At 38.9% G+C, this 12,381-nt stretch carries 16 protein-coding genes and 1 riboswitch; of the genes, 5 read left to right on the top strand and 11 right to left on the bottom strand.

Annotation, left to right across the window (positions count from 1 at the left end):
* Positions 1–78 precede the first annotated feature (78 nt).
* The gene (locus tag RZ55_RS05055; protein WP_034531484.1) at positions 79–1,536 is read right to left on the bottom strand and encodes an amino acid permease; all 1,458 of its coding nucleotides are present in this window, start codon (positions 1,534–1,536) and stop codon (positions 79–81) included.
* Between the two features lie 105 nt (positions 1,537–1,641).
* Positions 1,642–1,821, bottom strand: a riboswitch (Lysine riboswitch).
* Between the two features lie 39 nt (positions 1,822–1,860).
* Positions 1,861–2,358 (bottom strand): GNAT family N-acetyltransferase, encoded by a 498-nt coding sequence (locus RZ55_RS05060; protein ID WP_057175883.1) that lies wholly within the window; start codon positions 2,356–2,358, stop codon positions 1,861–1,863.
* A 55-nt stretch (positions 2,359–2,413) separates the two neighbouring features.
* On the opposite strand from RZ55_RS05060, the gene RZ55_RS05065 reads away from it, so the two are divergent.
* Positions 2,414–3,223: an alpha/beta hydrolase gene (locus RZ55_RS05065; protein WP_054483727.1), complete on the top strand. Its 810-nt coding sequence runs from the start codon at positions 2,414–2,416 to the stop codon at positions 3,221–3,223.
* A 32-nt stretch (positions 3,224–3,255) separates the two neighbouring features.
* Here RZ55_RS05065 and RZ55_RS05070 read toward each other — a convergent pair whose 3' ends face one another.
* On the bottom strand, positions 3,256–3,924 hold the full coding sequence (locus RZ55_RS05070) for a phosphatase PAP2 family protein (RefSeq protein WP_034531481.1): 669 nt from the start codon (positions 3,922–3,924) through the stop codon (positions 3,256–3,258).
* 155 nt (positions 3,925–4,079) lie between these two features.
* On the opposite strand from RZ55_RS05070, the gene RZ55_RS05075 reads away from it, so the two are divergent.
* Positions 4,080–4,925: a sulfite exporter TauE/SafE family protein gene (locus RZ55_RS05075; protein ID WP_057175884.1), complete on the top strand. Its 846-nt coding sequence runs from the start codon at positions 4,080–4,082 to the stop codon at positions 4,923–4,925.
* 11 nt (positions 4,926–4,936) lie between these two features.
* Positions 4,937–5,305 (top strand): DUF1634 domain-containing protein, encoded by a 369-nt coding sequence (locus RZ55_RS05080; protein ID WP_034531479.1) that lies wholly within the window; start codon positions 4,937–4,939, stop codon positions 5,303–5,305.
* A gap of 24 nt (positions 5,306–5,329) precedes the next feature.
* Here RZ55_RS05080 and RZ55_RS05085 read toward each other — a convergent pair whose 3' ends face one another.
* The 3 genes from RZ55_RS05085 to RZ55_RS05095 form a co-directional block, all read right to left on the bottom strand.
* Complete coding sequence (locus RZ55_RS05085; RefSeq protein ID WP_176589803.1) at positions 5,330–5,791, bottom strand: threonine/serine exporter family protein; 462 nt, start codon at positions 5,789–5,791, stop codon at positions 5,330–5,332.
* A gap of 6 nt (positions 5,792–5,797) precedes the next feature.
* A complete protein-coding gene (locus RZ55_RS05090; RefSeq protein WP_167540462.1) occupies positions 5,798–6,562 on the bottom strand; it encodes a threonine/serine exporter family protein in 765 nt (254 codons plus the stop codon).
* Positions 6,563–6,647: 85 nt separating this feature from the next.
* Positions 6,648–7,304, bottom strand: a complete 657-nt coding sequence (locus RZ55_RS05095; RefSeq protein WP_034531476.1) for a metal-dependent transcriptional regulator — start codon at positions 7,302–7,304, stop codon at positions 6,648–6,650.
* Positions 7,305–7,462: 158 nt separating this feature from the next.
* Between RZ55_RS05095 and RZ55_RS05100 the strand changes: the two genes are divergently transcribed.
* Positions 7,463–7,807 (top strand): hypothetical protein, encoded by a 345-nt coding sequence (locus RZ55_RS05100; protein WP_053792884.1) that lies wholly within the window; start codon positions 7,463–7,465, stop codon positions 7,805–7,807.
* A 70-nt stretch (positions 7,808–7,877) separates the two neighbouring features.
* Here the strand turns inward: RZ55_RS05100 and RZ55_RS05105 are convergent, their stop codons facing one another.
* The 5 genes from RZ55_RS05105 to RZ55_RS05125 form a co-directional block, all read right to left on the bottom strand.
* The gene (locus RZ55_RS05105; protein ID WP_057175885.1) at positions 7,878–8,792 is read right to left on the bottom strand and encodes a cation diffusion facilitator family transporter; all 915 of its coding nucleotides are present in this window, start codon (positions 8,790–8,792) and stop codon (positions 7,878–7,880) included.
* Positions 8,793–8,866: 74 nt separating this feature from the next.
* Positions 8,867–9,409, bottom strand: a complete 543-nt coding sequence (locus RZ55_RS05110; RefSeq protein ID WP_057175886.1) for a GNAT family N-acetyltransferase — start codon at positions 9,407–9,409, stop codon at positions 8,867–8,869.
* Positions 9,410–9,584: 175 nt separating this feature from the next.
* Complete coding sequence (locus RZ55_RS05115; RefSeq protein ID WP_054605736.1) at positions 9,585–9,983, bottom strand: hypothetical protein; 399 nt, start codon at positions 9,981–9,983, stop codon at positions 9,585–9,587.
* Complete coding sequence (locus RZ55_RS05120; protein ID WP_057175887.1) at positions 9,983–10,744, bottom strand: DUF1003 domain-containing protein; 762 nt, start codon at positions 10,742–10,744, stop codon at positions 9,983–9,985. Before RZ55_RS05120 ends, RZ55_RS05115 begins: the two co-directional genes overlap by 1 nt.
* Positions 10,737–11,627, bottom strand: a complete 891-nt coding sequence (locus RZ55_RS05125) for an RluA family pseudouridine synthase (protein WP_057175888.1) — start codon at positions 11,625–11,627, stop codon at positions 10,737–10,739. The genes RZ55_RS05120 and RZ55_RS05125 overlap by 8 nt, the downstream gene beginning before the upstream one ends.
* Before the next feature lie 97 nt (positions 11,628–11,724).
* Between RZ55_RS05125 and RZ55_RS05130 the strand changes: the two genes are divergently transcribed.
* On the top strand, positions 11,725–12,357 hold the full coding sequence (locus RZ55_RS05130) for a carbonic anhydrase family protein (protein ID WP_057175889.1): 633 nt from the start codon (positions 11,725–11,727) through the stop codon (positions 12,355–12,357).
* Positions 12,358–12,381 lie beyond the last annotated feature (24 nt).

Consider the following 12,381-nt stretch of genomic DNA (forward strand, 5'->3'; position numbering starts at 1 on the left):
ATACATTCGAGTCGTTTTGAATATGAAGAAATTGATGGCAAACAAAAAAGATGCCGTTAAAACGGTATCTTCATTATATTATTTTTCTTCGTCTCTTAAATCAGAAGGAGAAACATCAACCTTGTCTAAAGGAATTAAATGAGTCTTGTGCTTAATCTTGTAACCAATGTATAGGATTAATACAAGTGGTACTGAGATGTAAGTAATTCCGATTTGTTCCCAATCCCAGTTAGCAAATGAGGTTAAGTTTTGACCGCAAATAACTAGGATACATAGAATTAAAGTAATGATTGGTCCAATTGGGAACCAAGTAGCATGGTACTTCAATTCGTCTAGTGAATGACCTTGCTTGATGAAGGCTCTTCTGAAACGGTAATGTGATAGTGCAATTCCGACCCAGGCGATAAAACCAGTAAGACCAGATGCAGCAACTAACCATAGGTAAATTTGTGGACCTTCGATACTTGTAATGAAAGTAAGTAAGGCAATCACAGTGGTAACCGCTAAGGCACCAATTGGAATACCACGACGGTTAGTCTTACCCATTGACTTAGGAGCGAATCCTTGGTGAGCCATTGAGTAAAGCATTCTAGTTGAAGCGTACATCCCTGAGTTAGCTGATGAAATAACTGAAGTTAAGATAACAGCGTTCATAACAGATGCAGCGGCTGCTAAACCAGCACGCTTGAATACGATTGTAAATGGACTAATTGCAACATCGGTAGCACTTGAACCTAATAGATCAGGACTAGTGTAAGGAATGATTGCACCAATTACGAAGATTGCTAGGATGTAGAATAAGATAATTCTCCAGAAAACATCCTTGATGGCACGTGGAACAGCTTCTCTTGGGTTATCTGATTCACCAGCAGTAATCCCAACCAATTCAGTTCCTTGGAATGAGAAACCAGCGACAACGAATACCGCTAAGATCATTGGAAGACCACCAACGAACGGTGCTTGCTTGTAAGTGAAGTTGGATAGACCAATGTAGTGACCACCCATAATACCGAAAATAGTTAAAACACCAACGGCTAGGAAGATAAAGATTGTAATAACCTTAATCAATGACATCCAGAATTCTGTTTCACCGAATGACTTAACTGATAATGCATTCACACAAAGGATTAGTGCTAAGGTAATCGCACTAAAAATCCAACCTGGCATGTGTGGTAACCAGAACTTCATTACTAGAGCTGCAGTTGAGATATCAACGGCAACGGTAATGGCCCAGTTGAACCAGTAGTTCCAACCCATGGCGAAACCAAGAGCTGGGTCGACGTACTTACCTGCGTAAGCCGCGAATGAACCAGAGATAGGTGTGTTGGTTGCCATTTCACCTAAACTGGTCATTAAAAAGTAAACCATTAGTCCCATCAATAAGTAAGCAACTAATGCTCCACCAGGTCCAGCTTGACTAATAACTGAACCAGAGGCAACGAATAGACCGGTACCGATTGAACCACCTAAGGCAATCATAGAAACGTGTCTAGTCTTCAAGCCTCTCTTTACATGATTATTTGAGTTTTCACTCATGATGTATTTCACCCTCTATAAGTATTTCTAAGAGGTGCCGATAATAACTAAAAAAGTCCCTTCCTGTAAATACAAGAAGAGACCATAATAATTTCTTTTAATTATTGATCACAAAGCACTCCGTGGAATTAACCACGACAGTCTCTAGCCTATTAAGCTAGAACCCAACAACTTCGTCTCATAAAGGAAACGGTCGTTTCGGCAGGCATCCCCTTTCACCCTCAATCATAGTCGCTTTATCGACTCATGATGGCTACTAATGTCAGCTGCGCCTCTTCTTAGATTTCTAGAACATTATATATTAATGTGGACTTGATTACAATACTATTTTACTTTCATTTCAAAAACGAGATTGTCATCGTATTCATCCACCTGTGCAAAACCTAAACTGTGTAAAACTTTTTGTGAAGGTAAATTGCGGGCTTCAACCGTTGCTTCGACTACCTTTACGGGTGCCTTTAGGTGATTTAAAACTTCACCCAATGCATATGTCATGTATCCACGCTGTTGATAACTTGTGTTAATAAAGTAACCTAATTCGATATTTTCATAATCCGGTTCGAAGTTATCCCCAATTTCCGGAAAAATATTGATAATTCCAATTAGTTTTCCACCGTTGATAAGTCGAATTGCGTAGGTTTTATTGGTATCATTTTCGGATTCAAACAACATGTGTGCCTTTTTCTCATCGTTAACTGGCTCAAATCCGGTCTTTTTAGCTAGTTGTTCATCGCGCATCATTTTATAATAGTCATCAAAGTCATCTTTGCGTAACTCGGTTACTTCTATTTCTTTTTCAGGTGAATTATTCTTTTTATCCACAATCATTATCTCCTTGCGTTAAAATATATGTAAAACATATTTGAGAGGTGCTTACATGAGAATCATCAAAGAATCGATTCGTCAAAACTCAAACGCTTTTCTTCAAGGATATCTTAAATCCGCAGATGTGCAAACTAATCAATATAAATATCCTGCCGTAATCGTCGTTCCCGGTGGATCTTATACCCACATTTCACTCCACCAAGCAGAAAGCTTCGCACTTAATTTCAGTGCCAACGGTTACCAAAGCTTCTATCTAAGATACACATTCGAACAAGAAGCAATGCCACTAATGCCCAATCCACTAGAGGAATTGGCCAACAGCATCAAGTACATTCGAGAACATGCCAACGAATTCAATATCGATGAAAATAGAATCGTGATTGCCGGCTTCTCCATTGGTGGTCATATCTGTAGTCTCTACAATGACTTTTACCACACCGATTGGATGAAAAAACTAGCTGATGCGGATAACGCCGATATTTTAAAACCAAATGCGGTTATCCTAAGCTACCCTGTGACTAACTTAACCTGTGGTTTCCCCAAGGATAAGGAAAGCATCCTAAACTGGGTATCGGATGACCAACAAATAAAGGCTGACGAACACGTCTCGGCTAAAAACATGCCAACATTTATCTGGCATACAGCCGACGATCCATTCGTACCTGTGGAAAATGCCCTTAAGTATTCCATCAAGTTAAACGAATACAATGTGGATAACGAACTCCACATCTTCCACCATGGCCCTCACGGAATGGGACTCGCCAATAACATTACATCCTGGAACAAAGATTCCAATAACGCCCGTGTCGCCGAATGGTTTGACCTAGCCATTACCTGGTTAGACGAGATTTGGGCAAAATAAAAGAACTGATGAAATTCATCAGTTCTTTTTTATTATAGGTATGAATGTAAAACTGGACGCCAGTGTTGTTTTAATCTTGGCGCATATCTTACATATAACATTTCAGATACTTGTACCCAAGTGTAGCCAATAACTACGGCACCAACAGTGTCTGTTGGGAAATGAGCATTTAGATAAATTCTAGATACCATTACCAATAGGACAAATAAAAATGTTAGTACATATAGTAGTCTTCTGATTAAGTTACTTTGGATATGTGGAAGAATGACAATCCATACAACCGCAATGACGATGAAGATACCTAATACGTGTCCACTTGGGAAACTAAATCCGGTATCAGATGCGCTGTGGAATACTGGACGATCACGTCTAACAATGTTTTTAACGATGAATCCAATTACGTCAGCACCAGCTAAAGTAAAGATTCCCCATAAAGCTTGAAGCTTAAACTTGAATCCCCACATAAAGAATGCCAAAACGAAAATCCAGATGATATCCATCTTGGGACTAGCTAAAGTGGTAGCCATGTGCATGATTGTATCCTTGAATCCGCCAGTAGTTTTTTGGATTTGACCGATAAAGATTGAGTCAAGAAATCTTAGGTAGCCTGAGTCAATCATTACCGATGCAGTAATAAATAATGATAAAACTAACCCAACGAAAAGCCTAATACCGCGGGTGTAATCCTTATCGATGATCATAATGCATCGATCCTCCTAATCACTTTTTAATGCCATTATACCACAGCTAACGCTATTCTTAAGGGTATTTTCTAATTTTGGAACTTGGAATAGGTGCAAAGAAACTAATAATTGTTATAATATTAAGTAATTTATAATTTTAGGAGGAGCTACAAATGATTGAAACAGTCATTCTAATGATTGCCATCGGTGTCCTAGCCGGTATCGGTGGCGCTGTCCTAGGATTGGGTGGTGGAATTATCGTCACCCCTGTCCTAACCCTCTTCTTCCATTTAGGTATTAAATACGCTATCGGAGCCAGTATCGTCGTGGTTATTGCCACTAGTTCTGGATCTACTATCGCTTATCTAAAAGATGAAGTCTTAAACTTACGTGTTGCAATGTTTTTAGAAATTGCCACTACCATTGGTGCATTATCTGGGGCCTTACTTACAGGAATTCTAGAGCCTAAATACCTTTACATACTATTTGGACTATTACTACTATTCTCCGCATTTAACATGGTCAAGAAATTATTGAACAAAAACAAGTCCAATCTAAGCACCAAAGATGATAAATTAGCTGAAAAGCTTCGTCTTAATTCCAGTTACTACGATAAAGCTGAAAAGAAACAAATCGACTACAAGGTGGAAAACATTCCTGGTGGTCTATCAGTAATGTTTGGTGCCGGTATCGCTTCCGGTCTACTTGGAATTGGTTCAGGTGCCTTCAAGGTTATCGCAATGGATACCTTCATGAAAATGCCATTAAAACCATCAAGTGCAACTAGTAACCTAATGATGGGAGTTACCGCTGCTGCTTCAGCAACTGTCTACTTCTTCAACGGTTCAATCTTGCCACAAGTGGCCGTGCCATTAGCATTAGGAATTCTAGTTGGTGCTACCATCGGTTCACGCATCATGCAAGTTCTACCTGCCAGATGGATTCGTATTATCTTTGTCCCTATCATGTTCTACATCGCATGTAGCATGTTATTCAAAGGATTCAATGGATTATTCTAGGAGGTTAGATCATGAATACACAACAACCAGCAACTAAAGAAGAAATGAATCGTATCGAATTAGTTATTGGAAAAATTCTACGTGTCGGTGTTGTCATCTCAGCTACCATCATGATTATTGGATTATTACTACTTCTAATCACCGGTAAGTCTGGATATGCTCACGACGCCTTCCCTACTACTTTTAAAGCCATCTTTAGTGGCATTGCGACATTAAAACCATACGCGATTATGATGCTTGGAATCTTCTGTCTAATCCTTACTCCCGTATTACGAGTAATCGTATCAATCTATTCCTTCTACAAGGAAAAAGATATGCTATATGTTTGGATTACCACATTCGTTCTAATCGTTTTAATCATCAGTTTCTTCTTCGGATAAAACGCAAAATAAAAAGCAACGAGATTATCTCGTTGCTTTTTTTGTTCTCAAATATGTTTTCAATCTTAAGTATAGTTGGTTTAAAAATTCAGCAAACAAGAAACCGGATGCGATTCCACCAGCGATGAAGATGACTTGGATCAAGTTGGACTTGGCTAGCGCATAGTTACCAATTGCTAGGCACTTCATAACTTGATAAGCCTGCCCTCCAGGAACTAGTGGCACCAGCGCTGGAATGTTGAAGATAATGACTGGCATCTTCTTGTAGCGTGATGCAAAGATACTCAATATCCCAACGGTGAAGGTTCCTAAAATATCTGCGGCTAAGTATCCGCCCATGTGAACGTTAACGATATGAAAGACTAACCAGCCAATCAAACTAACGATTCCGGCCATGTTCAATGCTTTTCTGGGTAGATTAATTAATAAACCAAATCCGATGGTGGCGAAATAAACGCACACACTATAAATAATTACGGTTACCAATATAAATCACCCCAAAATCTTAATTGCCATTGCCACACCGAAGCCTAGTGCACAGGCGCTCATAATCGCTTCAATTCCTCTAGATGGACCCGATACCAAGTTACCAGATAACGTATCTCTTACCGCATTGGTAATTGGTACCCCGGGAACTAGTGGCATCAAACCCCCGATGATTAAATCATCGGCACTCTTGGCGATTCCCGCTCGAATAATTAGAATCGACATAAAGCCGATACAAATCGCCGCAATGAATTCATTTAAGAAACGAATGTCCGTGTAGTGATCGGTCAAACAATAGATGCACCACCCCATCATTCCAACGAATCCGGCTGCCCAGAAATCGGTGTAGTTACTTCTAAATACCACTTCCAGAGTGGAACTAACCATAAACGCACCAATCATTTGAAGCCAGAATGGGAATGGTCTAACATCCTTGTCCATTTTCTTTAAACGGCGATAGAATTCACCAAGTGAGATTTTCTTATCAGCGAACTGACGAGAGTAATCATTAACCGTTGATACCTTCTCCAAATCAAACGTTCTTTTATCAATTGCTGTGACCTGTGAACCCATGTCAGGCGTTGCTGACATGATAATCCCAGTCAAAGTAACGTACGCCCTAGCCTCGGTGGCCCCGGCATTTCTTGAAATCCGATCAATGGTATCGGTGACTCTGACCATTTCAGATCCATTTTCAATCATAATCTTTCCAGCAAGTAGACAGGTCTCAACGACTAACTTACTTCTTTGTCTTTCGTTCAACCATCTCACCTCCGTGTCATCTAATGTTTTTCTAATTATAACATTGATTATGATGATAATAAAAAAGACTGAATTTTTCAATTCAGTCTTTTAATTAATCAGCATTTCTTATAAATACGTAGTGAGAAGCCTTGTAGCTAATGTCACTTTCTTGATTATCAGTTAGATTTTGGACTGTTACCGGTCCTTCGAATGGTGAATGCTTAATTACCTTAAGCTTGTCGCCAATATCTAATTGAATGTCGCCTAAATATGTTAGTAGGTCGTGATTATCGATGAAACGGTCAACAACGACTGTTTCGCCGTCATCAGCATCATTTAATAGGCGATGGCTATCTTCTTTATAGTGTCCTGACATGTTCGGAATAACTCCTCCATGTGGACAGTGAGATGGGTTCCCCAATTTTTTGTACATTGCTTCTAGCAATCTACCACTGGTAGAATGTTCCAACACTTCAGCTTCTTTATCAACATCTGGAAGTGGATATCCTAGTTCGTTTACTAAAAAACTTTCCCAAATACGGTGTTTTCTAACTAGGACTTCAGCTAACTTGATTCCGTCGTCAGTTAAGGACACTCCAGAGTATGGTTCGTGTTCAACTAATCCTTCATCTAATAGCTTATTAACCATTTCAGTAACTGATCCTGGTGCAATGTCCAAACTAATGGCAATCCTCTTGTTGGATACCTTTTCTTTGGTTCCACCTAGCTCAAAAATAATTTTTAAATAGTCCTCTTTTTTTGGGGTCATTTTTATATCCATGTCTCCTAAATTCAAATCTACTAAAGAGTATCTTACAACTTTATATACTATTTTACCATTTTTATTTCTATTTTTCGGGGAAAATTATATAATTAGGGCGAGATATTAAATATTAAATATCTACGATACGAAAGTGAGGCGTTTTTATGGGAGAAAAGTTATTCCATTTCGATGAGCTTAGCGAACAAGCCAAAGTTACTAGTATCAAGTCTTTCAGCGAATTTTATGTTCGTTGTTACAGAAGCCAAAACATGGAGATTTTAAGTCAGGTTCCTGACCAATCGATGTTATGGCAAATCAATCAGGAGGTCTACCGCAACAAGTTCGAATCAGTAGAACATGCTGCTAAGGACACCATCATTTATTGTAGTCATAGCTATGCCAAGTTATTGGGTGAATTGGATATGCAATACTTCGCCAATGGTAATAGCGAAATAACTTGGGATGAGTGGTATGACAAACAATTTGTAGCTGCTCCTCACGGGGTATAATTTAAAAGGACGTTTTTCAAAACAAAAAAGACACTTTTCGTTTTGAAAAGCGCCTTTTTTATTTCATCTATTAATCAATATCGTTTCTTGAATCGAGATATAAATCCTCTTTCTTCCCGCGTTCCACCTCAGCTTGAAGTGTAACGTGTTCGATGCCGTACTTATCATGTAATAGTTTGGCAACAGGATCATAAATCTTTTCGGCCTCAGAAATTAGCATGTCTTGCATGTTAATGTGGGCTGAGAATACGATACTATTTTCATCTACCGACCAGATGTGAACGTGGTGAACTCCGGTAATTCCTTCAATGTTCATCATGTCCTTTTGAATTGCATAGCAATCCACCGTTGGAGAACCTTGCATCAAAATCTTAACGGTCTTTTTGATGATTGGGTATGCTTCAACTGAAATGTATAGTGCCACGATGATGGTAATGATTGGATCGACTAGTACCCAATCGAATAACTTAATTAAAATCCCACCTAGGATAACACCAAGTGAAGCTAAAGTATCACTCAATAGATGTAGGTATGTAGCTCGAATGTTTAGGTTATGCTTTGAACCACGACTTAGTAGTAGTGTGGATACCAAATTAGCAACTGTCGAAACCACAGCAACAATTAGCATTAAGTTTCCGTTAATCTGTTCTGGTTTAAATAGTTTTTGTACCCCTTCAACGATTAGTACAACGGAGATAATCACTAGAAATAGTGAATTTAAAAACGCTGAGATAATCTGAGCTCGCTTGTACCCAAAGGTATTCAATTGATTTTGGGGTCTTTGACTAATTCGGTGCGCATAATAACTACCGACTACTGATGCTGAATCCGCAAAATTGTGAAAAGCATCTGATAATAGTGACAAACTTCCTGAAAAAACTCCCCCTAAAAACTCAATTAAAGTAATTAATGAGTTTAAAATTGTCACCGTAAAGAAACGACGTTGCGACATGGCGTTAACATCGTTATGTTCATGTTCGTGCATGATGCCACCTCCCCTTCTCAATTTCATTATACCTTTTGTCTGAAAACAAAAAAAGCTGATTTAAAAAAATCAGCTTAGGCAATTAACATTGGTTGTTTAATTACTCTTTCGTATGCGAAGTTCATTACGACGTTTGATGGGTCTGTTGCAGAGATTGGAACTACTCTGCCGGTTTCTACAAAGCCAGCTTTCTTGATGACATGTTGCATGCCCAAGTTAAGTGGGTTTGTGTCAATACGAACACTTTGAACGTTGTCCATTTTTTCCACTGCATTGAAGATGCCTTCAAATAACTTTTGAGCCAATCCTCTGCCGTGGTGTCTGTTGGAAACTGCAACGCGGTGAATTGATAGGTAAGGGCCGTCAGTCAACCATTGACCATCAAGATTTTCGTAACTAGTGTCTAGTCCGTCAATCACGGCAGCTGTGCCTAAGATTTCACCATCTTCTTCAAGTACAACAGTCCATCCGTTTACGATGTCGTTCATTAATGATTCTGCATTTGGGTAGCCTGTTTGCCATTGGTTCACACCCTGTTTGGCAAGCAATTCCTTCCCTTCGAAAATAATTTGTTCAATTGCGTTAAAATCTTCGATTTGTGCTCTTCTCATTAACATGATCTAAGCCCCCCTTTTTGTGTTTGATTTAAATATTTAGCATTTTAGCAACTAGAAAATATTACCACCATTTTTCCAAAAAGCAAAGACTTTTTTACAAAAAAATGGACTTTTATGAAAACTCTCATAAAGCCCATCATGACGCACCTTGAGAACATGTTAAAAATCGATAATTTTAGTCCTCAATCATTCGCCAATTTCCTTCAGCTGCTTTGGAAATTTGGTTTAGAAAATGAAGAACTGAGGCTGCTCTTTTTTCATCATGTTCGTTTAAAATATTAAGTCCCTTTCCAGAAACCATTGGTTCTCCTAATGAGAAGTTACCATCTTGTAAGCTACCTTCTGAGAACGCAACGACTGTTTCACCACTTTCGATTTCAGTGATGATGAAGAACATTGAAAAGTCATCGTCTTCCTTCATATATGCAGGCATTGCCCAGATGTTGTCAGCAATTTCTTGCATTTCTTGATTCATGAATTTGTAGTACTTGTGGTTGTCTTGTGTGACTGGTGTATCTAGGACAAACATCATCTTGTTGAAAACGTCTGCACCTAATTGAATGTTATCTTCCATTATTGATTCTCCTGTTGTTTTAGTTTTTCTTTTAATTTAGTGTTTTCATCACGCAACTTGGCTAGCTCACTTCTGACTTCACCTAGGATTTGTAGTTGTAATTTTTCAACTTCCAAATCATGAGGTAATTGGTTTTGGGTTAAGTGATCTAACTTAGCGTGAATAATTCTTAATTCATGTTCAGACTTTAAGTTAACATGAAAATCATTTTCTGAGTGTAAACGGTCACGTTCAGCGGCACGGTTTTGACTCATCATGATGATGGGTGCTTGAATTGCTGAGAAACAACTCAAGAATAGGTTCAATAGAATGTATGGATATGGATCAAAGTGGACACCAAATAGTGCCAAACCATTAATAACCATCCAAATAATCAAGATGACGATAAAGATGAAGATAAATGTCCAACTACCACCGAATCTAGCGACGGCATCGGAAATCTTTTGGCCAAAGGTTAAGCTTTGTTGCAAGGCCTCGTTGACGTCTCTAATTTCATAGTTATCGCTTTGGAGTGCCTTGGTCAACTTACGGTTAATCTTTTGACTTTGTTTTAAGTCAGCATTGATTAATGCATCAACGCGAGACATGCGATATTTCAACAGATGGTGAGCACAAATAAAACTGGTGACCTTAGCGACTGGGTAATCGGCCTTAATTGAATTGGACATTGATTGGGCCAAGTCTCCTAGGTAGAAACCTTCATCAGAATATAGTTGTGCATCATCGACAATACAATGTACTAATTTGGCTTTTTCAGTCATTATGATCCTCCTTCACCACAGATTTCATATCCGTTGGTAATTCAATTTCAAAAGTGCGAACTTGATTTGCTAGTTCATCATTAAACTGTAAGTAGTAAGCGTGAAGTGTTTGGCGGTCAATTCCCCTATCAAGTGGGCCTTGATATAATTCATCTCCCAATAACGGATGACCTAGTGATGTCATGTGAACTCTGATTTGATGGGTTCGTCCCGTGTGGAGTTTCAAACGCACCAATGTGGAATCATCAAATTCTTCGACCTTCCAGTATTCGGTCTTGGCATTTTGACCGTCCTCGATGACCTCTCTTCTGAAGTTGTCACCGACACGCCCAATTGGTTTATCAATCATCCCATGTTCATCTAGACCGGTACCATCAACGACAGCATAATACATCTTATCAATCTTGTGTTGAGCCACCTGTTGGTTAACTAGACTATTGGCCAAACGGTTCTTGGCAACCAAGACGATGCCAGATGTAAAACGATCTAATCGAGTAATCAGGTGTGGTCTTAAATCGGTACTACCCTTTTTTTTCAAATAGCCCTTAATGCGGTTGACCAACGTATCGACACGATTAGATGGTCCCGGCACACTGGTTAAGCCCGCTGGTTTGTTCACCACCAGCCAATTATCATCTTCATAGATGACATCGATTGGCTCATCGCTGAATGCAACCTCATCATCACTTGTTTCCGGTGGAAAGATTACCGTCACTTCGTCGCCCACGACAAGTTTATAATCCAAACCAACTGCGTTACCATTCACTAGAATTGTACCAGTTGATTTAACATCATTATACATCCGATGCGAGACACCATGGGTACCTAAAAACTTCTTGATACCAGCATTTTGCTCATCTTGATTTTGCCATGTGAATTGCACAATAGTTTCCTCCGAGTTGTATTAATTACCATGTATGTTATATTAACATACTAGAAAAGCAAACTCATATTATTAATGGAAAGAAGATACATATCATATGTTAGATTATAATGAACAAAATAATTGGGAGAATAACTTTGGTCACCTCCAATCACCAATTATGCTATCAACTCATGATAGTCAACATTTTGCTGATTATCTGCCAATTCATGCCAATGAGTTCTACCAATTAAATACAGAAATTGATGACCACACTACCATTCGTTTGACAGGAATGGGCTATGCAACCATATTTAATCGTGACTTTAAGTTCAAACAGGTGCACTTCCATGCTCCAGCAGAACATATCGTCGACGGTAAGGTTAATCCGATTGAAATCCATTTAGTTCATGAAAATGAAATCGGCCAGACCGTTGTGGTGGCAATATTTCCTACCTTAGGTAATGCTAATTCTGAGTTACAAGATATCATCAATAACTTTGAAGAAGGCAATCGCCACAGTGTGTCATTAAAATTAACCAACTGGATTTCCAGTCTTTCTACCGGTTTTCATTACCAAGGATCACTAACCACCCCACCTTTAACCGAAGGAATCGAATGGTTAGTCATCGATAATTCCAAACTAACGGTGAGTCCAAAACAAGTCGATTGGTTCATCGCTCAATTCGGTAAAAATAATCGTGATTGCCAACCGCTAAACGAAAGAAACGTTCAATATTACAACAAATAAAAAGAAGCCGTTAATACGGCTTCT

The sequence above is a fragment of the Apilactobacillus kunkeei genome (assembly GCF_001421115.1).
Taxonomy (GTDB): domain Bacteria; phylum Bacillota; class Bacilli; order Lactobacillales; family Lactobacillaceae; genus Apilactobacillus; species Apilactobacillus kunkeei_F.

Excerpts from the sequence above, each read along its gene's own strand:
- RZ55_RS05110 (WP_057175886.1), bottom strand. The coding sequence starts at position 9,409 with ATGTTAATGAGAAGAGCACAAATCGAAGATTTTAACGCAATTGAACAA.
- RZ55_RS05065 (WP_054483727.1), top strand. The coding sequence starts at position 2,414 with ATGAGAATCATCAAAGAATCGATTCGTCAAAACTCAAACGCTTTTCTT.
- RZ55_RS05075 (WP_057175884.1), top strand. The coding sequence starts at position 4,080 with ATGATTGAAACAGTCATTCTAATGATTGCCATCGGTGTCCTAGCCGGT.
- RZ55_RS05055 (WP_034531484.1), bottom strand. The coding sequence starts at position 1,536 with ATGAGTGAAAACTCAAATAATCATGTAAAGAGAGGCTTGAAGACTAGA.
- RZ55_RS05120 (WP_057175887.1), bottom strand. The coding sequence starts at position 10,744 with ATGACTGAAAAAGCCAAATTAGTACATTGTATTGTCGATGATGCACAA.
- RZ55_RS05100 (WP_053792884.1), top strand. The coding sequence starts at position 7,463 with ATGGGAGAAAAGTTATTCCATTTCGATGAGCTTAGCGAACAAGCCAAA.
- RZ55_RS05130 (WP_057175889.1), top strand. The coding sequence starts at position 11,725 with ATGTTAGATTATAATGAACAAAATAATTGGGAGAATAACTTTGGTCAC.
- RZ55_RS05105 (WP_057175885.1), bottom strand. The coding sequence starts at position 8,792 with ATGCACGAACATGAACATAACGATGTTAACGCCATGTCGCAACGTCGT.
- RZ55_RS05115 (WP_054605736.1), bottom strand. The coding sequence starts at position 9,983 with ATGGAAGATAACATTCAATTAGGTGCAGACGTTTTCAACAAGATGATG.
- RZ55_RS05080 (WP_034531479.1), top strand. The coding sequence starts at position 4,937 with ATGAATACACAACAACCAGCAACTAAAGAAGAAATGAATCGTATCGAA.
- RZ55_RS05070 (WP_034531481.1), bottom strand. The coding sequence starts at position 3,924 with ATGATCATCGATAAGGATTACACCCGCGGTATTAGGCTTTTCGTTGGG.
- RZ55_RS05095 (WP_034531476.1), bottom strand. The coding sequence starts at position 7,304 with ATGACCCCAAAAAAAGAGGACTATTTAAAAATTATTTTTGAGCTAGGT.